Below are 21303 nucleotides of genomic sequence, written 5' to 3'. Positions count from 1 at the left end.
AGAGATCCTCGCCGGGCTCTGTTCGTGCTGGTCACACGAGCGGAAGCGGGGGGATTCGAACCCCCGGTCGCTCTCGCGACGCTCGCTTTCAAGGCGAGTGCATTCGGCCGCTCTGCCACGCTTCCACGCCGCAGCGTAGTCAACCGGACGTGATCTTCCTACAGCCGGTCCGGGTCAGTCGAGGGCTCTCAGGTGTGCCGTCAGGCGCTGGAAAACCCCCGCCAGGACCTTCAGCTCGTGGGGCTCCAGCAGGTCGATCATGTGCTCCCGGACGCCCTCGACGTGCGCCGGTGCCGCTTCGCGCAGTTTCGTCATGCCCTTGTCGGTGAGCACCGCGAGCACGCCGCGGCCGTCGTTGGGGCATTCGTCGCGGCGCACCAGCTCGGCCGTCTCCAGGCGGCGGATCTGGTGCGAGATCCGGCTCTTGGAGTGCGCGACCTCCATGGCCAGCTCGCTCATCCGCATTCGCAGGTCGGGCTGTTCGGACAGGCAGACCAGGATCTCGTAGTCCGCGATCGAGAGCCCGTGCGTGAGCTGCAGCTCGCGGTTGAGGCGGTAGTCCAGCAGCGCGCTGCCGACGATGTAGGACCGCCAGGATGCCATCTCGCAGTCGTCCAGCCACTTGGTGCGCTGCTCGGTCATCTCGGTCACGCGGCCAGGCTACCGGGAGGTTCGTGGTCCGCGGCGGCGATTCGCACGGAGAAAACAATTTGCTTCCTAACCATTCGGCGTGAGTACGATCGAATCCGTGCCCGGCTTCCTGGAACAAGATCCGCAGCGCATGCCGCTGACCCGGCTGGTGGGCCTGGCCGGCCGGCGGCTGGCGCACCACTGGGAGCGAGCCGTGGCCCAGAGCACCGACCTGAGCAAGACGGCGCTGATGGCGCTGACCACGATCGACGAGCAGGACGATCCGACGCATCGCGAGGTCGCCCAGCGCTGCTGGGTGCGACCGGCGACGCTGACGCCGGTCATCGACGCCCTGGAGTCCGACGGGCTGCTGACCCGGCGGCGGGACACGGCCGACCGGCGCGTGGTCCGGCTGCGCATCACCCCGGCGGGGCGGGCGGCGCTGGACGCCGCGTGGCGGGGCGTCAGCGCGGAGTTCCGGCGGATCGAGCCGAGGACCGACCCGGCGGAAGCGGCGGTGGTCCGGAAGTACCTGCTCGCGATCCTCGGCGAACTGAGCGAGGAAGAAGGCGGATGTGACCACAGCGGTTGAAGTGACCGACCTGGTCAAGCGGTATCCCAAGGCCAAGGGCAATGCGGTGGACGGGCTCAGCTTCGAGGTGGAGGCGGGCGAGATCTTCGGGCTGCTGGGCCCGAACGGCGCGGGCAAGACGACCACCGTCGGCATCCTGACCACCAGGGTGCTGCTGACCAGCGGGACGGCGCGCGTCGCGGGCGTCGACGTGGCGGGCGACCCGGTCGCGGCCCGCAGCAAGGTCGCGGTCGTACCGCAGCGGGTGAACCTGGACCGGTCGCTCAACGCCCGGCAGAACCTCATCTGGCACGCCGCATACCACGGGGTCTCCCGCGGTGAGCGGAAGCGGCTCGCCGACGAGCTGCTCGACCGGATGGGCTTGGCGGAGAAGGCGAAGGCCCGCGTCGACGACCTCTCCGGCGGGCAGGCGCAGCGGCTGATGATCGCCCGCGCGCTGATCCACAAGCCGGAGGTGCTGTTCCTGGACGAGCCGTCCACCGGGCTCGACCCCCAGGCCCGGCTGTTCGTCCACGACCGGATCAACGACCTGCGCGCCGAGGGCGTGACGGTGGTGCTCACCACGCACGACATGGACGAGGCGGAGAAGCTGTCGGACCGGGTCGGCGTGGTCGACCACGGCAAGCTGCTGACGCTGGACACCCCGGAGGCGCTGATCAAGTCGCTGCCCGGCAGCGGCACGGTGGACGCCACGCTGCGGCCCGACGGCCACGATCCGGCCGGGGTCGCCGAGCTGCTGTCCAATGTGGATGGAGTGCAGCGGGTCGAGCAGGTCGGCGCCGGCACCGCCTCGGACGGGGCGGCGGAGCTGCGGCTGCGGCTCTACGTGGGCGAGGAGCCCGCGGCGTTGCTCGGGCCGGTCGCGCAAACCCTGCACGAGCAGCGGGTTTCGGTCAGCGACCTGTCGCTGGGTTCGGCGACGCTGGAGGACGTTTTCATCGACCTGACCGGGAGGGAGCTGCGATGAGTCCGGTTCGCGCGTTCACGGCGGTGCTGGGCCGCGACGTCTTCGTGACCGGTCGGGAACTGCCGAGCTTCCTGGCGCAGGTGCTTGTGCAGCCGGTGGCGCTGCTGTTCATCTTCGGCAAGGTGCTCAGCGAGCTCGGCTACGCCCAGCCCGGCTACGCGCAGATCCTGCTGGCCGGGCATGATCGCGCTCAACGCCTTCCTGGTGTCGCTGCAGAACACGTCCTTCCCGCTGGTGCTGGACTTCTCGTTCTCGCGGGAGATCGAGGACCGGCTGCTCGCGCCGCTGCCGATCAGCTGGGTGGCGGTGGAGAAGATGCTCTTCGGCGCGCTGCGCGGGCTGTTCGCGGCGGTGCTGATGGTGCCGATCGGCATGGTGATGCTGGGCGAGATCGGCTGGAACCTGGCCGGCCTGGCGTTCGCGCTGCTGTGCATGGTGCTGGGTTCGCTCGCCGGCGCGGCGGTCGGCCTGACGGTCGGCGCGGCGGTGCCGCCGCGGCGCATCAACATCATGTTCGCGGTGATCCTGGCGCCGCTGATGTTCACCGGGGCGACGCAGTTCCCGTGGGCGCAGCTGGAACACCTGCGCTGGTTCCAGATCCTGTGCGCGATCAACCCGCTGACCTACGTCAGCGAAGGCATGCGAGGAGCCCTCCTCCCGGAGGTCCCGCACATGCCGCTGTGGGTCTGCGTCCTGGCGCTGCTGATCGCCACGGTGATCTTCGGAGCCCTCGGCATCAAGTTCTTCCTCCGCCGAGCCCTGGACTGACGGCTGCGATGGGCCCGCGCGTACTTTCTGCCGCTATAGCAGCACGAAGTACGCGCGGGCCCTGACCAGCACGGATCGGTCACCGGTCGAAGCGACCGGCCTTGACGCCGCCGAGGAACCCGGCCCAGGCGCGCTGGTTCACGCGCAGCGTGCCGCCGCCGCGGTCCTTGGTGTCGCGGATGTGCGTCGCCGACTCGCCGATGGCCAACTCGACGCAGTTGTTCGTGCCGCTTCTCCTGCTCTTGCGCCACTTCAGGTTGTTCATCCCCACGCCCTCGCCTGTGCGCGGATCAGTTCGGCCGACTTCTCGGCGCTGAGCGCCGATCCAGCGATCTCGGCGAACATGTCCGCGAAATGTTTAACGTCGCTCACATTCTCCACCCGCGAACCGCCACCGGCGTACTCCAGATAGACGGCTGGTGGGTCGTCGGGATCGCCGTGACCGATGATCGTGAGGCCGCCCGGCATGGCGCCGTAGGAGCCCAGGTCGAACGGCACGATCCGGCTCGATGCCGATGCCTCCGATCTCGCGCCGGCTGCGCCCTGGTCGTGAGTGGTGAAGCAGGTTCTGGCCCGGTTGCGCACTCACGACAGCCGCATGAGGTAGGCCACAATTCAGACACGGGGACGCATATATCCCGGCCGGTGGCGGCCACTTTCGGCGGCGTAATCCCTGGTCGTGGCGGTGTTCTCCGGGCGTGTCGGGCAACGAATCCGGAGTTCAACCCAAGTGTCCTACAGGACATTTGTCATTCCGATTGTTCCGTCTGGGTGCTTGTGGGAAAGTTCCGCGCGTTGGAGTAGGCCTGAAGTACTTTTCGTGCTAGCGAGGAAAATTGAAGAGGCTGATTGCGCCGTTATCCGTGGCGCTGTTGATCACCCTGTCCGGTTGCGGTGTCGGTTCGAAGCCGAGCACGTCCGACGGAGGGGACACCAAGTCCTCCTCGTCGAGCAGCAGCACCGAGAGCGGCGGAGAGTCCGAGTCCACTGGTCCGCAGAGCGTTTCCTTCGGACAGCCGGCCACGGTTTCCACCGACAAGGGCACCCAGCTGAAGCTGACCATCGGTGCGCCGACCGACTTCACCGGCCAGGCGGACTTCGAGGCGGAGAAGGGCAAGTACGTCGTCATCGACGCGTCGGCGGAGCTGGCCAAGGGCGTCGCGGGCAACGTCAGCGAGGACGAGTTCATCCTCGTCGACGCCAACGGCAACCGGTACGAGCCGGCCATCGCCTCGATGGAGATCTCCGGTTCGTTCATCAAGCTGCTCACCGACAAGGGCAAGGCCGAGACCGGCCAGATCATCTACGACGTGCCGGCGGACGCCACCGGCCTGAAGGTCGAGTACTCGCCGACCGACGTCGACAGCAAGCCGCTGGGCCTGCTCGCCACCTGGAAGTGACGCCGCGAGGCCCTCTGGGCCGGGTTGTCCGAGTCGCCCCTCGACGCGGACAGCCCGGCCTTTTTGTCGCTCAGTAGAGGTAAAAACCCGACACGATCGTGCGATCTAGTTTCAGTAACGCTCCGCACCTGATGATCGCGCTGGCCCGTTTGTACTGATCAGGCCATGCGCGCCGGTGATCGGACACCTGCCAGCCCGCGTCGGCGCTCCCGGCACCCGCGTTAGCGTCCCGGCGGCACTTGATCTCTTCGATCAGGTCGCTGCCGCAGGCTTCCCGGCCATCGCCGGACGCTGCCGACAACAGGTACGCCAACGGGCCAGGAGCTGATCATGAGGCTGCGCACAACAAGTACCAGACGCCGCGCACGCGTCGCCACGGCGGCCACGCTCGGCGCGCTCTGCCTCGGCCTCGCCGGTTGCTCCGGCGCGTCGCCGATCGAGCCGGCCACCGCGATGGCGCGGGCCGACCTCGGCATGGAGGCGGCCGCGACGACCTTCGCCGATTTCCCCAAGGCGCCGCAGGATCCCGCGCCGAAAGCGGAAACCGAGGGCGTCGTGCTGCGCGTCAAGCAGGACGTCGCCGTGCACACCGCGCCCGGCGGCCCCGTGTTCGCCAAGCTCCCCGCGACGCAGCTGGAAAACCCCACCTGGGTGCCGGTGATCGCGGAGCGCGGGCCGTGGCTGCAGGTCCTGCTCCCGTCCCGGCCCAACGGCTCGGTCGGCTGGGTGCGCACCGGCGGCGAGGTCGAGCGGGCGCGGTCGCCATACGTCGTGGACGTCGACATCGACGCGCGGCGGCTCGTGGTCCGCAAGGACGGCGCGCCGGTCGGGGAGTGGACCGTCGGCGTCGGCGCGCCGAACACCCAGACGCCGCGCGGCCGGACCTTCATCATGGCGGCGATTGAGGAGACCGTGACCCGGTTCAGTCCGATCATCCTGCCGCTCGGCACGCACTCGGAAACCTTCAGCACCTACGGCGGCGGCCCCGGAACCGTCGCGCTGCACGGCTGGCCCGACCCCTCGGTGTTCGGCCAGGCCGGCAGCGATGGATGCGTCCGGGTCCCCGACGACGCGCTTCGGCTGCTCATGACCTTGCCGTTGGGCACCATCGTCCACCTGCGGTGATCGCCGCGGGTGGGAATCCTCCCCTCCCGAACTACGACAGAAAAGGAAGTGCGAAGTATGCGCAAGACGGCTTGCCTCGCCGGGATTTTCGCCGCCGGCACCGGGATCCTGGCCGGCACCGCGCCGGCCTTCGCGGACAGCGCCGACAACGACGGCATCAACATCGGCAACGACAACAACCTGAGCGCGCTGCCGATCCAGCTGTGCGGCAACAACATCGCGGTGCTCGGCGCCGTGGTGCCGATCCTGTCGCCGCAGGCCAACGACTGCGTCAACGCGCCGATCGTGGACCACCCGACCGTCCCCGAGAAGCCGAAGCCGCACACCCCCACCCCTGAGCCCTGCCCGCCGGGCGTTCCCGGCGGGCAGGGCTCCCCTGGCGTCCGCAACCCCGGTGGCCCCGGTGGCGGACTCGGCTGCGACCCCGGCGGGTCGACCCCGCGGCCGATCGAGAGGGTGCCGACGGCCAAGCCGCTGCCGACCGCGCCGACCCCTGTCGCCGTCCGCGGGCACCACGCCGTTACGGGCTGAGATCATCCGACCGATTGGTTTATTTCACTCGAATGGGTACATGCCTAAGTTGTCGGCTGGCCCGTTCCGGTTGATCAGCACTAGATTCCGGTGCTGCGTAGATCACTACGCGCTCCACGTGGTCGTTTCGGCTCAAACGATCACACCCCCGGTGGTGGTGCCCGACGAAGTACTCCCCCTCTCTTCGTCGGGCACCACCGCTGTTCTTCCAGCCGTACCGGGAAATTCCGGTCAGCCGCCGATCCGGCCGAACGAGCGGGCCGCGGCCAGGAACGCGTCGTTCTCCTCCGGCTGACCGATGGTGACCCGCGCGCCCTCCCCGACGAAGGCGCGGACCACGACCCGGTTCTCCAGGCAGTGCTCGTTGAACTCGGTGGTGCGCTCGCCCAGCGGCAGCCACACGAAGTTCGCCTGCGTCTCGGGCACCTCGTAGCCGATGGCCACCAGTTCGCGGTGCACCCGCTCCCGCTCGGCGATCACGTTCGCGCACCGCTTCTGCAGCTCGTCCTGCGCCTCCAGCGAAGCGATCGCCGCGACCTGGGCGAGGGCGTTGACGCTGAACGGGATGGACACCTTCCGCAGCGCGGCCGCGACCTCCGGCGGCGCGACGGTGTAGCCGACGCGCAGCCCGGCGAGGCCGTAGGCCTTGGAGAAGGTCCGCATCGACGCGACGTTCTCGCGCTGCTTCGCGATCTCGACGCCGTCCGGGCCGTCCGGGTCGCTGACGAATTCGAAGTACGCCTCGTCGAGCACCACCAGGACGTCCGACGGCACCCGGTCCAGGAACGACTCCAGCTCGGCCCGCCGCAGCAGCGTGCCGGTCGGGTTGTTCGGCGTGCACACGAACATCAGCCGGGTGGCCGGGGTGATCGCGGCGAGCATCGCCTCCAGGTCCAGCGCGTGCCCGGCGGTCAGCGGCACCCGCACCTGCTTGGCGCCCACGACGTGCGTGATGATCGGGTAGGCCTCGAACGACCGCCACGGGAAGATGACCTCGTCCTCGGCGGTGCAGGTGGCCTGCACCAGCTGCTCGCACAGCGCGACGGAACCGCAGCCGACGGCGATCCGCTCCGGATCCACGTCGAACCGCGCGGCCAGCGCTTCGGTCAGCAGCCCGACGCCCATGTCCGGGTAGCGGTGCACCTCGCCGGCCGCCTGGTTGATCGCCGCCACCGCGCTGGGCAGCGGGCCCTCGGAAACCTCGTTGCTGGCGAGCTTGATCGAGCCGGGGATGGTGCGACCCGCGACATAAGCGGGCAACTGGTCGAGGTCGGCACGAGTGCGCACGGTCATTTACGACTCCTAGCTCAGGTCGGTCACCTGGACGTTAACGCTCCTGAGCGAGGAATTGGCGGCACGGGTCATTTTGTGCAGCGGGAGTGGCCGATGAGCGCTGGAGACTGTGCAAGTTGTGCGCGTGACGAGGTTCACGGATGGGGGTGTGCTGCGGATGGCCCAATCGGGTGCCTCGTATTGGTGACCATCCGTTGAATTCACTCGTCCGACCGGTTGAAGTCGTTGACTCATGTTCACTTCGGCGTGATTACCTGCACGGCATGACCCAAACCCGGACCGAGACGCTTGCGCTCACCGACGGCACGCAACTCCGGCTCACCATCGCCGAACCGGACACCGTGGTACGCGGCGGGCTCGTCGTCCTGCACGAGGCCCGTGGTGTCACGGAGCGGGTGCGCCGGTTGAGCAGCGCCCTCGCCGAGGAAGGCTGGCTCACCGTCGTGCCGCACCTCTACCACCGAGACGGCACCGACGAGTTCCACGACCACCACCCGGACGAACACGTGCTCGACCAGGTGCAACGCCTGTCCGGGGACACGATCCTGGCCGACACCGACGCGTCGTTCCTCTGGCTCTCCGACCGCGGCGTGCCGGCCGACCGGCAGGGCGTCATCGGGTTCGACATCGGCGGTTCGGCGGCGCTGGTGGTGGCGGCCAGCCGCACCGTGGGTGCCGCGGTGAGCGTCGGCGGGCACGGGATCCTCGAACCGCTGTCGGCCGGGCTGCCGCCGCTGGTGGAGATCGCCGGCGAGCTGTCCTGCCCGTGGCTGGGCCTGTACGGGGACAACGACGAGATCGAGGCCGGCGAGGTCGAGAAGCTCCGCGAGGTCACCGACGCCGCGCCGGCGGTGAGCGACGTGGTCCGCTACGAGGGCGCCGGGCACCGCTTCGACCGCGACGCGGAAGCGGCGGCGGAGGCGTGGCGCCGGGCCCGCAACTGGCTGGACCTCCACCTGCGCTGACGCCTGTGACGCCTGGGGCTGCCGGTGCGAACCGGCAGCTCAGCGGCGTCGAAGGCTGGCTGAACCGGGCCTCGGTGGGTTATCAAAGGCCATGGCACCGAGCACCGATCCCGAGCAGGTTCCCGAGCTGTTGTGGCGGCCCCGCCCGGAACGCGTGGCCGCGAGCCGGATGACCGCGTTCCGCGAGTGGTTGCGCACCGAGCGCGGCATCGACCTGGCCGACTACCGGGCGCTGTGGCAGTGGTCGGTGTCGGATCTGACCGCCTTCTGGTCGGCGGTGGCGGAGTTCTTCGACGTCCGCTTCCACGACCGCGCCGAGCAGGTCCTGGTCGCCGAGGTCATGCCCGGCGCGCAGTGGTTCCCCGGCGCCACCCTGAACTACGCCGAGCACGCTCTCCGCGACGGCGCGGGCAAGGCGGACGACGACCTGGCGGTGATCTTCGCCCGCGAGGACGGCCGCGGCGAGGAGATCACCTACGGCGAGCTGAGGGAGCGGGTCGCCGCCGCGCGGGCGGGCCTCGCGGAGCTGGGCGTGCAGGCCGGCGACCGCGTCGTGGCGTTGGCGCCGAACTGCCCCGAGACGCTGGTGGCCTTCCTCGCCGCGGCAAGCCTCGGCGCGACCTGGTCGTCGTGCTCGCCGGACTTCGGCGCGCGGGCGATCGCGGACCGCTTCGTGCAGATCGAGCCCAAGGTGCTGATCGCGGTCGACGGATATTGCTACGGCGGCAGGACTTTCGACATTCGGTCCACTGTGGATCGATTACGCGAGGCGATGCCGGGACTGGTCGGCACGGTGCTGGTCGACTACCTCGGCGAGGCGGCCGAACTGCCGGGCGCCATCGGCTGGGACGACCTGCTCGCGCGGCACCGCGGCGCGCCGCTGGTGTTCGACCCGGTGCCGTTCGACCACCCGCTGTGGGTGCTGTACTCCTCGGGCACCACCGGCCTGCCGAAGGGCATCGTGCACGGCCACGGCGGCATGGTGCTGGAGCACCTCAAGGCCATCGGCCTGCACTGCGACCTCGGCCCGGGCGACCGGTTCTTCTGGTTCACCACGACCGGCTGGATGATGTGGAACTTCCTGGCCGGCGGGCTGCTGGCCGGCGCGACCCTGGTGCTGTACGACGGCAATCCGGGCTACCCGACGCTGTCGGCGCTGTGGGAACTGGCGGCCCGGCACCGGGTGGACTACTTCGGCACGTCGGCGCCGTTCATCCAGAGCTGCCTGAAGCGCGGCCTGCGCCCGGGGGACGACTTCGACCTGTCCGCGCTGCGCACGGTCGGCTCGACCGGGGCGCCGCTGACCACCGACGGCTTCCGCTGGGTGGCCGACGCGATCGGCGAGGACGTGCAGATCGCCAGCGTCTCCGGCGGCACCGACCTGTGCACCGCGTTCGTGGGCGCCGCGCCGGATGTGCCGGTGTGGCTGGGCGAGATCTCCTGCGCGCTGCTCGGCGCGGCGGTCGCCTCCTACGACGAGTGCGGCCGGGAGCTGCACGACGAGGTCGGCGAGCTGGTGCTGACCAAGCCGATGCCGACGATGCCGGTGTTCTTCTGGAACGACCCGGACGGCTCCCGGCTGCGCGAGGCGTACTTCGACGTGTTCCCGGGGGTGTGGCGGCACGGCGACTGGGTGCGGCTCACCGACCGCGGCACCTTCGTGATCTACGGCCGCAGTGATTCGACCCTCAACCGCGGCGGCGTCCGGATGGGCACCGCGGAGTTCTACCGGGTGGTGGAGGGCTTCGCGGAGATCGTCGACTCGCTGGTGATCGACACCTCGGGCGCGGGCGAGGCCGAGGGGAAACTGCTGTGCTTCCTGGTGCTGGCCGAGCGCGCCGAGCTGGACGAGGTCAAGCCGCGGCTCAAGGCGGCGCTGCGCGCGGAGCTCTCGCCGCGGCACGTGCCGAACCGGTTCATCGTCGTCGACGAGGTGCCGCGCACCCTCAACGGCAAGAAGCTGGAGGTTCCGGTGAAGAAGATCCTCGCCGGCACGCCTCCGGAGCGGGCGGTCAGCCGCGACGCCCTCCAGAACCCGGCGTCCCTGGACCCGTTCGTGCAGCTCAGTGCCGACCTGAACGGGTGACGGACGGAAAAACCGACCCCCCTGTTTCGGCCGTTCGGAGGGGTGTGTAATCTTTTCTCCGGTGGCCGCGAGGGTTACCGGGAGGCTTCGCCTAGTCTGGTCTATGGCGCCGCACTGCTAATGCGGTTGGGGGTTACGCCCCCTCCCGGGTTCAAATCCCGGAGCCTCCGCTGTGGCCTCCACCGCCAGGTGGAGATCACAAAACTGAAGAACGCGCCCGTAGCTCAACGGATAGAGCATCTGACTACGGATCAGAAGGTTAGGGGTTCGAATCCCTTCGGGCGCACGTCTGGTCGAGACAGCCGCGAACCCCCTCCAGCAGGGGGTTCGCTGCTTTTCAGGGCTCGAAACGGCCGGGTTGCTGACTGCCGTTCAGGCCCCGGGTTGCCAATAAATTGCCAACTTTCCTCGGCTACTCACGGTGAGCCCCGGGGTCCAGGAAGTCCAGCGCCTCAGCGCCCGCACGGGACTCCTGACCCCGCCCGAAGTAGTTGTCCTGCGTCATCGACACGTGCGAGTGCCCCAGCAGATCCGCCACCTGACGGGCCGTCAGCCCGGCTTCGTCCTGGAGCGTGGCGAACGTCTTGCGGAGCGTGTGGAAGGTCACCCACTCGTACCCGGCCCGCGTGCGGAACGGCACCCACACCCAGTTGATCACGTTGGAGGCGTTGAGGTAGCCGTTCTTCGTGTTGGTGAAGACCGATATGTCCTCGTTGACGACGCCGAGCCTGGCCTTGCGCTCCAAGAGCATCTGCACGCACCAGTCGGTGAGAGGGATGTCACGCCCCGCAGTCTCGGACTTGCCGTCGTTGCGGACCGTCCCCTTGCCGCGCGCCTGGATGATGTTGCCGTCCATGCGGAGTTTCTTCTTCTTGGCATCGAAGTCCGTCCAGCGAGCCCCGAGAGCCTCCCCAGACCGCTCGCCGGTGGCGATGAAGAACCGCACCAAATCCGGCAGGTCCCGTCGCTGGGCCTCCTCGTCGGTATCGAGCTTCCCGAGGAGATCGAACACATCGTCCCGGGTCAGAGACCGCGCCTTCTTGCATTTGGTCTTCGCCCGCCGCTCGGTCAGCGGAGCAATCCCCTTGACCGGGTTCTTCTCCGCCACGCCGGCCTCCATCGCGAAGATCATGATGTGGCTGATCACGGCCTTGACGTGCTTGAGAGGATCGTTCGAGCCGCATCAACCACGACGGCCCTGCACTGTTGTGGCAGCAGGTTGCTGACGACCTGGTGGCGGATATCGAGTCGGGCGAGCTGGCACCGGGCTCGAAGCTGCCGACGGAGCTTGAACTGGCCGAGCTGTATGGGGTCGCCAGGGTGACGGTTCGGCGCGCCGTCGCCGAGCTGAAGGAGCGCGGCGTGCTGGCCGTGGTGCACGGTCGAGGCACGTTCGTGGCGGCGAATCGGTGAGCGTGCCGACCAGCGCCGGCAGGAGCGCGAGTAACCATGCCAGTCGCGTCCGCACTGGTACGCACGCGGCCGAGTTGAGTTGCGCGCTAAAGGGCCGGCCTATCTGGCGCACCAGGCGCTGGCCTCAGGTGGTTTTGCGGAGGAGACCGGTGTATCCGGCGACGAAGAGAGTGGTAAAGGCCCAGCCGAGCGCCTGAAGCATGTAGCTGGCGAGGTAGAAGATCTGGCCCCAGCCGGTGGTTGCTGCGATCTCGCATCGTTTCTCGCCAGCGAGTTTGAGCACAGGGACGGAGGTGTCCAGCGCGAGGCCGATGGCTTCGGCTGGTGCACAGGGGGTGACTGGTTCGCCGGGGGTCTTGGTGGGGTGGACGGCGAGGCCGAGCAGGCTCGCGGAGACGGTGACGACTACTGCGAGGGCGCAGGCGGCTGCGAGGAACAGCAGGGCGCGCCAGGGGCGGTGTCCGTAGCCGATGAACGCCCCGCTGGCGCGGTGGAGGAGCTTCTGGGCACGGTTGCCGAGGTTGCCACGGCGGCGGTGGTCAATCTGCTGAGCGATCAAGATCCGCCGAACGTCTCGGTCGTGTCCGGCAGCGCGGTGAACAGTGGCAAGCCGCTGGTAGGGCTGGGCGGCGTAGCCAGATGTGTGTTTGGCCAGCAGTCGAAGCCAGTCCTGAAGGGTCGCATCTCCAGGAACGAACGGGTACGAGAACCCGTCGAGACTGACCCGGAACGGACGATCGGTATCCGAGGGAAAGGCGTCCAGGGGAAGGAAGAGATCCCCCTGCACCTTGGCTCCATTGACGTCCAGAGCAAGCCCCGTCGCGCCGGTGTTTCTGATCTCGGCGTTGCGCAGGCTGAGTTGGCCGGTGATGGTCGCGCCGGACAGGCGGAGGGTGCCGAGGCTGCTGTCGGAGCTGGCCTGAAAACCCCCGCGTAGGTGCATGTCGCCGTTGACGGTGAGTCCGTCTGCGTGCAGTGCGGGGCCGTTGGTGGCCGTCAGGCTCGCTCCGGACAAATCGAGTTGGCCGGTGAAAGCTGATACCGAGCCGTTGCTTGCCGAACGGGGTTGCCCGCTTCTGGTCCCGACCGAAGAGCCAGCAGCAGGATGTCTAATTTGGACAATCCCAGGCTGTAAGCAGGCCGAAAGACGAAAAAGACGCCGACCAACGATGGCATGTTTTCGCTGGTCGGCGTCTTGGTCAAGCTCGTGACCTCAGCCCTGCTTGGTCTCCCAGAAGATCTTGTCGATCAGGCGGCCAGAGTTGTTTTTCGATCGCGCGGCGGATCTTGCCCACTCATTGCTCAGCCTTATTGAAAAGACGGCGTTGTATCCGTCGACCGGCGGCGCAAGTTCTCGGTCCGCCGGCCGTGAACCCACTATGATTAGAAGGCTTAGCGGGGACCGAAAGTAGATCACCCAGTCAGCCGTCGGTGCGCCCTAAGAATGTGAACAAGGGAAGCGACAGCGAAGAATGTCGCGCGGCGAACGGTCGAATTGTCACAACAATGTCTTCTGCGGCAACATCCTCAGTCAACTCAAAGATATAATGCCCCCAGGTTGGATCGCCAGGCTCCACGCCGCCACTTCCGTAGAGGGTAGGGTTATCGCCTGATTCTACAGTAGCCGAAAATTGTGGAATCCCACGTCTTATCTCGACACCGCCGAATTGATCCGATGCGTATCCCGGGCTTAGCAAATATTTGAATTCGAGCCTGCGGCCATCTAGGGTGATGTTGGTAAGCGTGAAGGTTTTTCCGATTGAACTGTCTGTAAGTTCAAGCAACCTAGTCGGGTCGGACATGTCGCTCATGGTACCAGTAATTTCCCTCGGTCGCCTGCACTCTAGGCTGCATTCTTCATGAAATAAAAACTAGAGTGTGCAGGAGGCGGTTGCGCTCCCCCATGTGTTGGTTGGGAAAAATTCAGATGTTACCAGGATGCTGACAATGTCACCCTTCTTCCAGCCTACTCGGACTCCATTTTCCAGCACGTAATCTGCATTGTCGCTGTGTATGCGATAGGTAGGCGAGTACCCGTCGTGCGGGGTTCGCGGCACAGTTGCCTGGTTGTTGACGCGGAGTACATCCCGGAAGTTGGCGTCATTCGCGCCGGAGACGTATTTGCCAACGGCCTGGTGCTCGTACTTTACTGCGATAGGGTTTCCTTGAGGATCGTAGTCGGCCCATAGTTCCATCGAACCAGGTGCTAGGCCGGGCTTGAAGCTTTCGATAGAACCGGGGTCCAGTGTTCCACCGCCCCAGTTGAACTCGTTAACGTCACACGGCGGCGGTGGAATTGGCGGAGGGTCCAGTGGCGCCGCCTGCTCGGACGCACCAGCTTGTCCACCGCCCAGCAGGAGTCCAATTACCATCAGTCCGGCCAGGATCTTGCTTGTTGATCTATGCACACGGCAAATCTACTCGAACTTGCCAACGTCGCGAAATAGGACGATCAAGCGACAACGTTGGTAGTGAGAGAAACTACTTAGAGGGGTCATAAAACTGACCAGGACCGCAGGGTAAGGCTGTGCAACGCGCATCCTTTCGGTATTCATCGATCCGCACTCCCGTGGTAGACGGCGTCCACTATGACAGCAAGCCCGAACGCCGACCGCTGTTTCAAGCACTGGTTGCGGACGGCAGGTCATACGCGGTAATGAGAAGTGACCGGAGGCAACCGGGGACGTGGCCTCAGAATCCGCGGGTTCGAGGTTCGATCGCCGGGGCGCCACGCAAACCAAGGGCAGGAGGCCTGGGGGTTTGCTACCGAGACCTCGGCGGCCGGGAGCCACGGAGGGGGTGCCGTCTGATCAAACTTCAGCTCTGAGGTCCAACGCCATCAGGACGTCATCGACGTACTGCCCCTGCAGGGAGAACTCTTCCCGCAGGATCCCTTCAACCTGATAGCCATGTCGACGGTAGAGCGCTTTGAGCTCGGGCATTGGTACCAAGCACTCGCAACGTAATCCGGCGTGCGTCCCGAGCGGCAGCCTCCTGCCGGACTGCCTGTAGTAGTGCACTCCCCACTCCCCGCCCCTGGGGCTCGGGGGCAACAGAAAACCCATAGATCTGCTGGGAGGCAGACCCTCAGACCCCGTAACGATGAGCTGCGGCTTGGGCGACACATCAAACGTCAAGGCGGAGTTCCGCCATCTGCGACGGGGAGCCAATCGCTCCGGATAGGACCTGTAGATGCTCTACCGTCTCTGCCCCCTGCCAGCGTCACCTGGTGCGACGTGCCCGGCCGCACGATTGAGCAGTATCCCGAGGCGGACTTCGAGAAGCTACCGTGGGCGCTCGCCGAGGCTCGTGCTTTCAGCGCTGACCTTCTACGGATCGCGGTCCGTCACGGTGTGCTGTCGAGTGCCGGCATCATCCTCGATGACCGACACACCGCGGAGCTTGGTTGGGCTGACGAGCTACGGAGTAATCAGATCGCGCTTGATCAGAGTCTGGCGGAACTTCGTGGAACCGCCAGCATGCGGCTCATCAGGGAGAAGTTGCCGGATTCGAGCAAGTCGGATGCGCGGTTTGACGAAGAGGTTCGGCAGGCCACCGAGAAGGTTGCTCGTAGGGCTGAGAAGGACTTCGCTGAGGTTTTGGCAGCACCGGTGCAGCCCGAGCTGGTTGAGCACTGGCGGCGACTCGGCGGGCATTACCCGGACTGATCCCTTCATCGGCAGAACACGTGACACGGCCGGGGCAGAACTTCATCTCTGGCGGCGGGACGTACAGGTTGCCAAGAAATTGCCAAGAACCCGCCGTAGGAGACGGCAGACAACGGCAAGCAACCACGAACCTCCCATCGGTGTTGCCGCAGCTCATAGCAGGCGTCGACGAACAACGGCAAAATTTGTTGACCACGGAAACCCGATCAGGAGGTTAGGGGTTCGAATCCCTTCGGGCGCAAGTCTGGTCGAGACAGCTAGGAGCCCCCTCTTGCAGGGGGCTTCTTGCTGTCTCGGGTCTTTTCGGCACGCGTGGTGTGATGCCTCTCGCAGTCGTTCATCGATGTGCGTCGGGCGGGATGAATGCCGTTCGGTTCGGCAGCCCGATCGCTCGTGTTGTGCGCAAAGCAATGGACGAGCACATCTCGCCCCGGCTGACCGGTGGGCGAGAAGTGCTCGTCCTCAACGGAGTTCTACGCGGTGTTGGCCGGCGGCCTCAGATGGTGCGGACGCAGGCGCACTGGGATGCCGCGAGCGTGCCCTCCGCAGCTTCTGCGGCTTCCCGGGTGGCGACTTCGGTCGCGACCGCCACCTGGGCTTGAGCCTCGGTCTTCCTGATTCGTGGCTGGACCGCCACTGCCGCAGGCCCTCCGGCTTCGGCTTTCTCATCGCGAGGCCAGACCGCCAGTGCCGTGACCGCTCCGATCGCCGCCAGGCCTGCAAGCAGGGTCCACGTGGTCGTGAAGCCCGCTTGCGTGGCGACCCATCCGGCGATGGGGTAGGTCACCAGCCAGGCCAGGTGGGACAGCGAGAACTGGGCCGCGAAGACCTCGGGAATTCCGGTGGGATCGACCGCCCGGCGGAGCACCCGCCCGGTCGGCGTGATGATCAGCGCCATCCCGCCGCCGATCGCCACCCAGATCACCCCGGTCGGCAGTGCTGCGGCGATGCTCGCCGCGGATGTCGTGACCGCCGCGCCGACCGCGAGCACCAGCACCGCGGCACCGATCAGCATCACGAACCGGTCCGCCACCCGGTCCAGGACGCGCGGGAGGACGACGGCCACCAGCAGCGTCCCCGTTCCGGACGCGGCGAGCATCCAGGCCACGTCGGATTGGGTTCCGCCGAGGACGTCGCGGACGTAGTTCACGGTGTTGACGACCACGATGGAGCCGGCGGCGGCGACCACGAGGTTCAGCGCCATGACGCCGCGCAGGCTCGGGGTGGCCGCGAACGTGCGGATCCCCGCCACGGCCCGGTCCCAGGCGTTCGCGTGCGAGCTGGGGCGCGCGTTGGGGATGCGCGTGGACAGGACCAGCAGCGCGGACACGGCGAATCCGGCCGAGGTGCCGAGGAACAGCAGGTTGAACGACATGAAGGTGAGCGCCACGGCCGCGAGCACGGGGCTCAGCAGGCTCTCCATGGTGGAGGCCACCTGCGATGCGGACAGCGCGCGGGTGTAGTCGGCCTCCTCGGTCACGATGTCCGGGATGACCGCCTGGAACGTTGGCGTGAACGCCGCTGACGCGGTCTGGAGGACCCCGATCAGGACGTAGATGTGCCACACCTCGGTGACGAACGGCAGCGCGATCACCACCAGGGCGCGCACCACGTCGAGGATCGTGAGGAACCAACGCCTGGGCAGCCGGTCGACGTACGCGGCCGCTAGAGGTGCGACGACCACGTACGCGACCATCTTGATCGTCAGCGCGGTGGCGAGAACCGCGCCGGCCCGTGGGCCCGCGAGCTCGTAAGCGAGCAGGCCCAGCGCGACGGTGGCCAGGCCGGTGCCGAACAACGCGATGACTTGAGCGCTGAACAGCCGCCGGTAGTCGCGAATCGCGAACAGTCCCATGTCCGTCTCCTCCCGGGCGACCGCAGTCACCGCTGCATACCCCAGAGGGGTATTCATGTCGGGAGGATTTATATACCCCTATGGGGTATGTGTCAACGTCGGCGGGAGCTAGTCGTTCGCGACGGCTCGGCCGGTGGACGGCCAGGCCGGATCGCGGCCGATGAAGGCCATCAGCTCGTCCTGCGCGGAGGCCCCGTCGGCGATGGGCACGGCGGGACCGAACTGCCCGCTGTCGCGCAGCATCTGCTCCACGGGCTTCATGGCCGCCAGCGCGGCGCGGCAGCGCTCCTGGCCCAGGTCGGGCTCGCGGCCGAGCGCCTTGGCGAGATCCCAGGTGTGCATCCAGACGTCGGCTGTGTAGAACCGGTCGATCGCCTCGTCCACCGGTTTGGCGCCGGTGTGCGGGTTGCTGAGCATCCGCCCGGCGGGGGCGTCGAGGATCGCCTGGATGTCGGTGACGTGCTGCTTCCAGGCGGCGACCGGGTCGGCCTCGACGTCCAGGGGCGGGAGCTCGATTCCGGCACCGGCCAGGAAGCCGCGGGACCACTCGACCAGGTGCTTCACGATGTCGAGGGCCGTCCACTCCGCGACCGGGCTGGGGCGCGCCCAGTCGTCGGCCGCGGCGGACTCGACCAGTTCGGTGAACCGGTCGGCGTCGTGAGCGTGTTGCTGGGCTGGGCCTCGAGGTGTCATCTCAGGCCTTCTTCGCGAGCAGCTCGTCGAGCTTGTCGTAGCCCTCGTTGACCCCGACGTCCATGCCGCTGGACAGGATGCCGTCGCGGGTCTCGAAGTCCTGCACCACGCTCAGAATCCGCAGTCGCGTGCGCCCGTTCTCGAGTTCCTCGAACGTCAGCGTCTCCAGTGCGACTCCGTCGGGCAGGCCTTCGTAGGTGAAGGTCCACACGATCCGCTCGTTCGGCCGCACCTCGTGGAAGCTGCCGTAGAAGGAGGCGATCTCCTCGCCGCCGCGATCGTTGGCGAAGGCCCACGAGCCGCCGGTGCGAGCGTCCCACCGGATGACCCTCGTGGTCAGCGAACGCGGCCCGACCCATTGCGCGTAGAGCTCGGGATCGACGTGGGCGCGGTACACCTGCTCGGGAGCCGCGTCGAACTCCCGGAGGATCTCGATCGTCGGAACCTTCTCGTCCGCCAGGATCTGGGTCTCGTGCTTGGTCATGATGCGTCCTCCGTGCGGTACTGGTTCTTGTTCTCGTCGTCGGCCATCCGGCCCAGCAGGGCGTCGAGGCGCTGGTAGCGCTCCTCGGCCTCCCGGCGATAGCGCTCGATCCACTTCGACATCAGGTCGAACACCTCCGCGTCCAGGTGGACCGGCCGGCGCTGGGCGTCCTTGCTGCGGGTCACCAGGCCGGCCTCCTCGAGCACCTTCACGTGCTTGGAGATCGCCTGGAGGCTCATGTCGTAGGGCTCGGCCAGCTCGCCCACGGTCGCGTCCGCGCCGGCCAGCCGGGCCACCAGCTCGCGCCGGGTCGGGTCGGCCAATGCCGCGAACGCCCGGTTGAGCCGCTCCGTGCTCTCGTCCACGATTCTTCCTCAACTAATCGGTTGAATATCAAGCTAGGACGCCTTCTCCTCGTTGTCAACCGAGCGGTTGAGGAAGCCCCTCTTTGTGCGCATCACTGATTGCGAACGAAGACTGCTTGCGTTTTGAAACTGCTTCCTCTGGCCTTCTCGATGCTTGCGGATTGCAAGCGGTTCACCGGAGGGCGAGAGGGCACCCATGTCGCGCAACATCGAGACCGTCAACACCTACCTGGACGGTTTCCGCAAGAACGACCACGAGCAGATCCTGTCCTGCCTGACCGAGGACATCCGGTGGACGGTTTTCGGTGCGTTCCAGCTGACCGGCAAGGAGGCCTACGACAAGGCCATCGACGGTGCGCCGGAGTTCATCGACCCGCCCGAGCTGGAGGTCGTGCGCTTGGTGGAGCAGGACGACGTGGTGATGGCGGAGATCAACGGCACGGCGAAGCGCGCCGCGGGTGAGGAGGTGCGCATGTCGATGGCCGAGGTGTTCCGCATGCGCGACGGCAAGATCTGCGAGCGCCGCGCGTGGGTGATCCCGCTCAACGAGAACGACTACCGCTGACGGGCGCGCCCGGTTCGGATCGGGCGCACGGCCGGTCGAGACAGCAGAAACCCCTTCTTGCAGGGGGATTCTTGCTTTTCGGCCGCTTTGCGCGGCCGGGTCGTCGGCGCCCGGCCGAAGGCGCAACTGCTGGCGGAACTGGACGCGGCCCTGCTCCGCTGACCGACGGCGGAACCGGAGGGCCTGGCAGCTTCGGAAGGCAACCTCGTCCGTGCTCGTGCGTCTGCCGCAATGGGGCACGAGCCGGACGGAGGGTTGGCCATGCAGGCGGAATCCGAACCGAGGCCCGATGGATGCGGCACCGAGGTGCAGCGCCGGGAGGTCGTGGTGGGGTGCGTCCTCGCCGCGATCCTCGCCCCGCTGCTGCCGCTGGCCGCGGTCCTGGTCGCCGTCCCGGACGGCGACGCGAGTGGTTCCGCCGACGACATGTGGTTCTGGCTGATCGGCTGGCTGGTCCTGACCGCGGTGCTCGCCGTGCCGCTGGTCGTCCTGGTGCCGCGGAGCCTGGCTCAGGGGCGGCGGGACAGGGCCGCTCAGGCGGTCGATGGCGCACCGGAGGGCGAATGGAGCGCGAAGTAGCGGCCCCTGATCTTCGGCGACCGCGGCATCTCGTTCGGCGCCTCGTGGTTCCTGGCTTCGTTCGGCGAATTTCGGTTGACCGGGGTTCCTAGGCTCACTGGGTATGGGGAGCAGCACGATTCCGGTGCTCTGGGTGACCGGTGCGCCTGGAGCGGGGAAGTCGACGTCCGGCTGGGGGCTGTTCACGCGCATCTCCGGGCAGGGCGGCAGCGTCGCGTACGTCGACATCGATCAGCTCGGCTTGATCGGGCCACCACCCGGCGGCGGCGCGGCGAGCCACGAGATCAAGGCCGCCAACCTGCTGCGGGTGATCGCCGTGTTGCGGCAGCGCGGCGTGCAGCAGGTGATCGTGTCCGGCGTCGTGGATCCGGAGCTGGGCGTCGAACCGTTCTTCGCGGGTAGCGCAGAGGCGGCTCACATCGATCTCGCGCTCGTGCGGCTGCATTGCGACCGGGAGGAACTGCGCAGCCGGTTCCTCGGGCGCGGATCGCCGGCCGGCATGCTGGGGGAGCTGTTCGAGGTGGTCGACCGGATCGACCGCGCGGCGATCGGCACCCCGCTGGACACGACCGGCCATCGCCCCGACGACACCGTCGATGCCCTGATGGGGCATTGCGTCGTCCGGCCCGGCCCGGTGCAGCCGCTGGCCCCCGCGGGCGACGGGTTGCCGCCGATGCCGGTGGTCGTCGTGACCGGAGCGACCGCGGTGGGCAAGTCGACCGCCGCGTGGAGCGTGCTGCGCGACCTCTGGCAGAGCGGCGCGCCGACCGCGTACATCGACCTCGACCAGCTCGGATTCGTCCATCCCGGGCCGGATCCCGTTCTCCAGGCGGCCGAACTCGCGGCGCTGTGGCGCGGCTACCGGCAGGCGGGGGCGCAGTCGCTGATCCTCGTGACCCGCGAGCCGGACGCGGACCTCATGGGCGCACTGGCGGAGGAGCTCGTCACCGTCGTCCGGCTGGACGCCGATGCCGCTGCGCTGGAAGACCGCATCCGACGCCGGGCCGATGGCGAGTCGGCGCTGCTCGCGGGCGACGAACTCCGCGCCGCGCCGCCGGAAGTGCAGAGCCGGGTGGCGGTCCGAGCGGCGGCGGAGGCGGAGCGGCTGCGAAGTTCCGGGGAACCCCGGATGGTCCTCGACACCACGGGCCAGTCGCCCCAGGAGACCTCCGCAGCGCTGCTCGACATGCTGCGCCCCGCTCTCGGAATCCCAGAACGCGATCCGCGCTGATCCTTCGCCGGGGACCTGCGAGTTCCGGTGGGCGACGACACCGAGGGGCGCGGGCTGCCGTTTCGCGCGAAATCGCCACCGGGACCAGACACC

The 21303-nt window shown here is 67.6% G+C and carries 25 protein-coding genes, 3 tRNA genes and 1 pseudogene; 15 read left to right on the top strand and 14 right to left on the bottom strand.

All coding sequences use genetic code 11. The features are described from left to right. Positions 1 to 40: 40 nt before the first annotated feature. Together AB0H93_RS05460 and AB0H93_RS05455 are read right to left on the bottom strand one after the other, a co-directional pair. A tRNA-Ser gene (locus AB0H93_RS05460) sits at positions 41 to 125 on the bottom strand. Between the two features lie 49 nt (positions 126 to 174). Further along, on the bottom strand, positions 175 to 642 hold the full coding sequence (locus AB0H93_RS05455; protein WP_358568474.1) for a MarR family transcriptional regulator: 468 nt from the start codon (positions 640 to 642) through the stop codon (positions 175 to 177). A gap of 88 nt (positions 643 to 730) precedes the next feature. On the opposite strand from AB0H93_RS05455, the gene AB0H93_RS05450 reads away from it, so the two are divergent. The 3 genes and pseudogenes from AB0H93_RS05450 (at position 731) to AB0H93_RS05440 (ending at position 2957) form a co-directional block, all read left to right on the top strand. After that, positions 731 to 1222 (top strand): MarR family winged helix-turn-helix transcriptional regulator, encoded by a 492-nt coding sequence (locus AB0H93_RS05450; RefSeq protein WP_358567787.1) that lies wholly within the window; start codon positions 731 to 733, stop codon positions 1220 to 1222. Further along, positions 1206 to 2189, top strand: a complete 984-nt coding sequence (locus tag AB0H93_RS05445; protein ID WP_358567784.1) for an ABC transporter ATP-binding protein — start codon at positions 1206 to 1208, stop codon at positions 2187 to 2189. Before AB0H93_RS05450 ends, AB0H93_RS05445 begins: the two co-directional genes overlap by 17 nt. Further along, a pseudogene (locus AB0H93_RS05440) lies at positions 2186 to 2957 on the top strand (ABC transporter permease). Before AB0H93_RS05445 ends, AB0H93_RS05440 begins: the two are co-directional and overlap by 4 nt. Before the next feature lie 79 nt (positions 2958 to 3036). Here AB0H93_RS05440 and AB0H93_RS05435 read toward each other — a convergent pair. Both AB0H93_RS05435 and AB0H93_RS05430 read right to left on the bottom strand, forming a co-directional pair. Further along, positions 3037 to 3222, bottom strand: coding sequence for a DUF397 domain-containing protein (locus AB0H93_RS05435; protein ID WP_358567781.1), 186 nt, complete (start codon positions 3220 to 3222; stop codon positions 3037 to 3039). Further along, the gene (locus AB0H93_RS05430; RefSeq protein WP_358567778.1) at positions 3219 to 3455 is read right to left on the bottom strand and encodes a Scr1 family TA system antitoxin-like transcriptional regulator; all 237 of its coding nucleotides are present in this window, start codon (positions 3453 to 3455) and stop codon (positions 3219 to 3221) included. Before AB0H93_RS05430 ends, AB0H93_RS05435 begins: the two co-directional genes overlap by 4 nt. Before the next feature lie 338 nt (positions 3456 to 3793). Here AB0H93_RS05430 and AB0H93_RS05425 point away from each other — a divergent pair, with 338 nt between their 5' ends. Next, on the top strand, positions 3794 to 4357 hold the full coding sequence (locus AB0H93_RS05425) for a hypothetical protein (protein ID WP_358567775.1): 564 nt from the start codon (positions 3794 to 3796) through the stop codon (positions 4355 to 4357). Between the two features lie 70 nt (positions 4358 to 4427). Here AB0H93_RS05425 and AB0H93_RS05420 read toward each other — a convergent pair whose 3' ends face one another. Beyond that, positions 4428 to 4670 (bottom strand): hypothetical protein, encoded by a 243-nt coding sequence (locus AB0H93_RS05420; protein WP_358567772.1) that lies wholly within the window; start codon positions 4668 to 4670, stop codon positions 4428 to 4430. A gap of 17 nt (positions 4671 to 4687) precedes the next feature. Here AB0H93_RS05420 and AB0H93_RS05415 point away from each other — a divergent pair, with 17 nt between their 5' ends. Further along, the gene (locus AB0H93_RS05415; protein WP_358567770.1) at positions 4688 to 5482 is read left to right on the top strand and encodes a L,D-transpeptidase; all 795 of its coding nucleotides are present in this window, start codon (positions 4688 to 4690) and stop codon (positions 5480 to 5482) included. Between the two features lie 57 nt (positions 5483 to 5539). Then, positions 5540 to 6013, top strand: coding sequence for a hypothetical protein (locus AB0H93_RS05410; RefSeq protein ID WP_358567767.1), 474 nt, complete (start codon positions 5540 to 5542; stop codon positions 6011 to 6013). A gap of 231 nt (positions 6014 to 6244) precedes the next feature. Here AB0H93_RS05410 and hisC read toward each other — a convergent pair whose 3' ends face one another. Further along, positions 6245 to 7306 carry a histidinol-phosphate transaminase gene (gene hisC / locus AB0H93_RS05405; RefSeq protein WP_358567764.1) on the bottom strand — a complete coding sequence of 354 codons (1062 nt, stop codon included), beginning with the start codon at positions 7304 to 7306 and terminating at the stop codon, positions 6245 to 6247. A gap of 263 nt (positions 7307 to 7569) precedes the next feature. Here hisC and AB0H93_RS05400 point away from each other — a divergent pair, with 263 nt between their 5' ends. The 4 genes from AB0H93_RS05400 (at position 7570) to AB0H93_RS05385 (ending at position 10643) form a co-directional block, all read left to right on the top strand. Beyond that, positions 7570 to 8271 (top strand): dienelactone hydrolase family protein, encoded by a 702-nt coding sequence (locus AB0H93_RS05400; protein WP_132479170.1) that lies wholly within the window; start codon positions 7570 to 7572, stop codon positions 8269 to 8271. Positions 8272 to 8362: 91 nt separating this feature from the next. Further along, positions 8363 to 10357 (top strand): acetoacetate--CoA ligase, encoded by a 1995-nt coding sequence (locus AB0H93_RS05395; protein WP_358567760.1) that lies wholly within the window; start codon positions 8363 to 8365, stop codon positions 10355 to 10357. An 80-nt stretch (positions 10358 to 10437) separates the two neighbouring features. Then, positions 10438 to 10527 (top strand) — tRNA-Ser (locus AB0H93_RS05390). Between the two features lie 43 nt (positions 10528 to 10570). Further along, positions 10571 to 10643: transfer RNA gene (locus AB0H93_RS05385), tRNA-Arg, on the top strand. A gap of 126 nt (positions 10644 to 10769) precedes the next feature. On the opposite strand, the gene AB0H93_RS05380 is transcribed toward AB0H93_RS05385, so the two are convergent. Further along, positions 10770 to 11504 carry a site-specific integrase gene (locus tag AB0H93_RS05380; protein ID WP_358567757.1) on the bottom strand — a complete coding sequence of 245 codons (735 nt, stop codon included), beginning with the start codon at positions 11502 to 11504 and terminating at the stop codon, positions 10770 to 10772. A 59-nt stretch (positions 11505 to 11563) separates the two neighbouring features. Here AB0H93_RS05380 and AB0H93_RS05375 point away from each other — a divergent pair, with 59 nt between their 5' ends. Continuing rightward, positions 11564 to 11770, top strand: a complete 207-nt coding sequence (locus tag AB0H93_RS05375) for a GntR family transcriptional regulator (RefSeq protein ID WP_358567754.1) — start codon at positions 11564 to 11566, stop codon at positions 11768 to 11770. A gap of 124 nt (positions 11771 to 11894) precedes the next feature. Here AB0H93_RS05375 and AB0H93_RS05370 read toward each other — a convergent pair whose 3' ends face one another. From AB0H93_RS05370 to AB0H93_RS05360, 3 genes are all read right to left on the bottom strand, one after another. After that, entirely contained in the window at positions 11895 to 12785 is an 891-nt protein-coding gene (locus tag AB0H93_RS05370) for a hypothetical protein (RefSeq protein WP_358567751.1), read from the bottom strand. A 406-nt stretch (positions 12786 to 13191) separates the two neighbouring features. Beyond that, positions 13192 to 13572, bottom strand: a complete 381-nt coding sequence (locus tag AB0H93_RS05365) for a hypothetical protein (RefSeq protein ID WP_358567748.1) — start codon at positions 13570 to 13572, stop codon at positions 13192 to 13194. A gap of 1093 nt (positions 13573 to 14665) precedes the next feature. After that, positions 14666 to 14839, bottom strand: a complete 174-nt coding sequence (locus AB0H93_RS05360) for a GNAT family N-acetyltransferase (RefSeq protein WP_358568471.1) — start codon at positions 14837 to 14839, stop codon at positions 14666 to 14668. Between the two features lie 167 nt (positions 14840 to 15006). On the opposite strand from AB0H93_RS05360, the gene AB0H93_RS05355 reads away from it, so the two are divergent. After that, positions 15007 to 15438: a hypothetical protein gene (locus AB0H93_RS05355; RefSeq protein ID WP_358567745.1), complete on the top strand. Its 432-nt coding sequence runs from the start codon at positions 15007 to 15009 to the stop codon at positions 15436 to 15438. A 496-nt stretch (positions 15439 to 15934) separates the two neighbouring features. Here the strand turns inward: AB0H93_RS05355 and AB0H93_RS05350 are convergent, their stop codons facing one another. The 4 genes from AB0H93_RS05350 to AB0H93_RS05335 form a co-directional block, all read right to left on the bottom strand. Beyond that, on the bottom strand, positions 15935 to 17293 hold the full coding sequence (locus tag AB0H93_RS05350) for an MFS transporter (RefSeq protein WP_358567742.1): 1359 nt from the start codon (positions 17291 to 17293) through the stop codon (positions 15935 to 15937). A 108-nt stretch (positions 17294 to 17401) separates the two neighbouring features. After that, complete coding sequence (locus AB0H93_RS05345; protein ID WP_358567739.1) at positions 17402 to 17986, bottom strand: TIGR03086 family metal-binding protein; 585 nt, start codon at positions 17984 to 17986, stop codon at positions 17402 to 17404. A gap of 1 nt (position 17987) precedes the next feature. Then, positions 17988 to 18470, bottom strand: a complete 483-nt coding sequence (locus AB0H93_RS05340) for an SRPBCC family protein (RefSeq protein WP_358567736.1) — start codon at positions 18468 to 18470, stop codon at positions 17988 to 17990. Beyond that, positions 18467 to 18835: a metalloregulator ArsR/SmtB family transcription factor gene (locus AB0H93_RS05335; RefSeq protein ID WP_358567733.1), complete on the bottom strand. Its 369-nt coding sequence runs from the start codon at positions 18833 to 18835 to the stop codon at positions 18467 to 18469. Before AB0H93_RS05335 ends, AB0H93_RS05340 begins: the two co-directional genes overlap by 4 nt. 196 nt (positions 18836 to 19031) lie before the next feature. On the opposite strand from AB0H93_RS05335, the gene AB0H93_RS05330 reads away from it, so the two are divergent. From AB0H93_RS05330 to AB0H93_RS05320, 3 genes are all read left to right on the top strand, one after another. Beyond that, positions 19032 to 19400, top strand: a complete 369-nt coding sequence (locus AB0H93_RS05330) for a nuclear transport factor 2 family protein (protein ID WP_358567730.1) — start codon at positions 19032 to 19034, stop codon at positions 19398 to 19400. 261 nt (positions 19401 to 19661) lie between these two features. Beyond that, positions 19662 to 19979 (top strand): hypothetical protein, encoded by a 318-nt coding sequence (locus AB0H93_RS05325; protein WP_358567727.1) that lies wholly within the window; start codon positions 19662 to 19664, stop codon positions 19977 to 19979. Positions 19980 to 20082: 103 nt separating this feature from the next. Further along, positions 20083 to 21210, top strand: coding sequence for a hypothetical protein (locus AB0H93_RS05320; RefSeq protein WP_358567724.1), 1128 nt, complete (start codon positions 20083 to 20085; stop codon positions 21208 to 21210). The last annotated feature ends 93 nt before the right edge of the window (positions 21211 to 21303 follow it).

The organism is Saccharopolyspora sp. NPDC050642, from assembly GCF_040654735.1.
Taxonomy (GTDB): domain Bacteria; phylum Actinomycetota; class Actinomycetes; order Mycobacteriales; family Pseudonocardiaceae; genus Saccharopolyspora; species Saccharopolyspora elongata.
Note: the sequence above shows the minus strand (reverse complement) of the source record. Positions and strands in the feature narration are given on the sequence as shown.

What these genes read in the sequence shown, in the direction of transcription:
- AB0H93_RS05455 (WP_358568474.1), bottom strand. Translation starts at nt 642, where the DNA reads ATGACCGAGCAGCGCACCAAGTGGCTGGACGACTGCGAGATGGCATCC.
- AB0H93_RS05435 (WP_358567781.1), bottom strand. Translation starts at nt 3,222, where the DNA reads ATGAACAACCTGAAGTGGCGCAAGAGCAGGAGAAGCGGCACGAACAAC.
- AB0H93_RS05415 (WP_358567770.1), top strand. Translation starts at nt 4,688, where the DNA reads ATGAGGCTGCGCACAACAAGTACCAGACGCCGCGCACGCGTCGCCACG.
- AB0H93_RS05410 (WP_358567767.1), top strand. Translation starts at nt 5,540, where the DNA reads ATGCGCAAGACGGCTTGCCTCGCCGGGATTTTCGCCGCCGGCACCGGG.
- hisC (WP_358567764.1), bottom strand. Translation starts at nt 7,306, where the DNA reads ATGACCGTGCGCACTCGTGCCGACCTCGACCAGTTGCCCGCTTATGTC.
- AB0H93_RS05400 (WP_132479170.1), top strand. Translation starts at nt 7,570, where the DNA reads ATGACCCAAACCCGGACCGAGACGCTTGCGCTCACCGACGGCACGCAA.
- AB0H93_RS05395 (WP_358567760.1), top strand. Translation starts at nt 8,363, where the DNA reads ATGGCACCGAGCACCGATCCCGAGCAGGTTCCCGAGCTGTTGTGGCGG.
- AB0H93_RS05365 (WP_358567748.1), bottom strand. Translation starts at nt 13,572, where the DNA reads ATGTCCGACCCGACTAGGTTGCTTGAACTTACAGACAGTTCAATCGGA.
- AB0H93_RS05350 (WP_358567742.1), bottom strand. Translation starts at nt 17,293, where the DNA reads ATGGGACTGTTCGCGATTCGCGACTACCGGCGGCTGTTCAGCGCTCAA.
- AB0H93_RS05345 (WP_358567739.1), bottom strand. Translation starts at nt 17,986, where the DNA reads ATGACACCTCGAGGCCCAGCCCAGCAACACGCTCACGACGCCGACCGG.
- AB0H93_RS05340 (WP_358567736.1), bottom strand. Translation starts at nt 18,470, where the DNA reads ATGACCAAGCACGAGACCCAGATCCTGGCGGACGAGAAGGTTCCGACG.
- AB0H93_RS05330 (WP_358567730.1), top strand. Translation starts at nt 19,032, where the DNA reads ATGTCGCGCAACATCGAGACCGTCAACACCTACCTGGACGGTTTCCGC.
- AB0H93_RS05325 (WP_358567727.1), top strand. Translation starts at nt 19,662, where the DNA reads ATGCAGGCGGAATCCGAACCGAGGCCCGATGGATGCGGCACCGAGGTG.
- AB0H93_RS05320 (WP_358567724.1), top strand. Translation starts at nt 20,083, where the DNA reads ATGGGGAGCAGCACGATTCCGGTGCTCTGGGTGACCGGTGCGCCTGGA.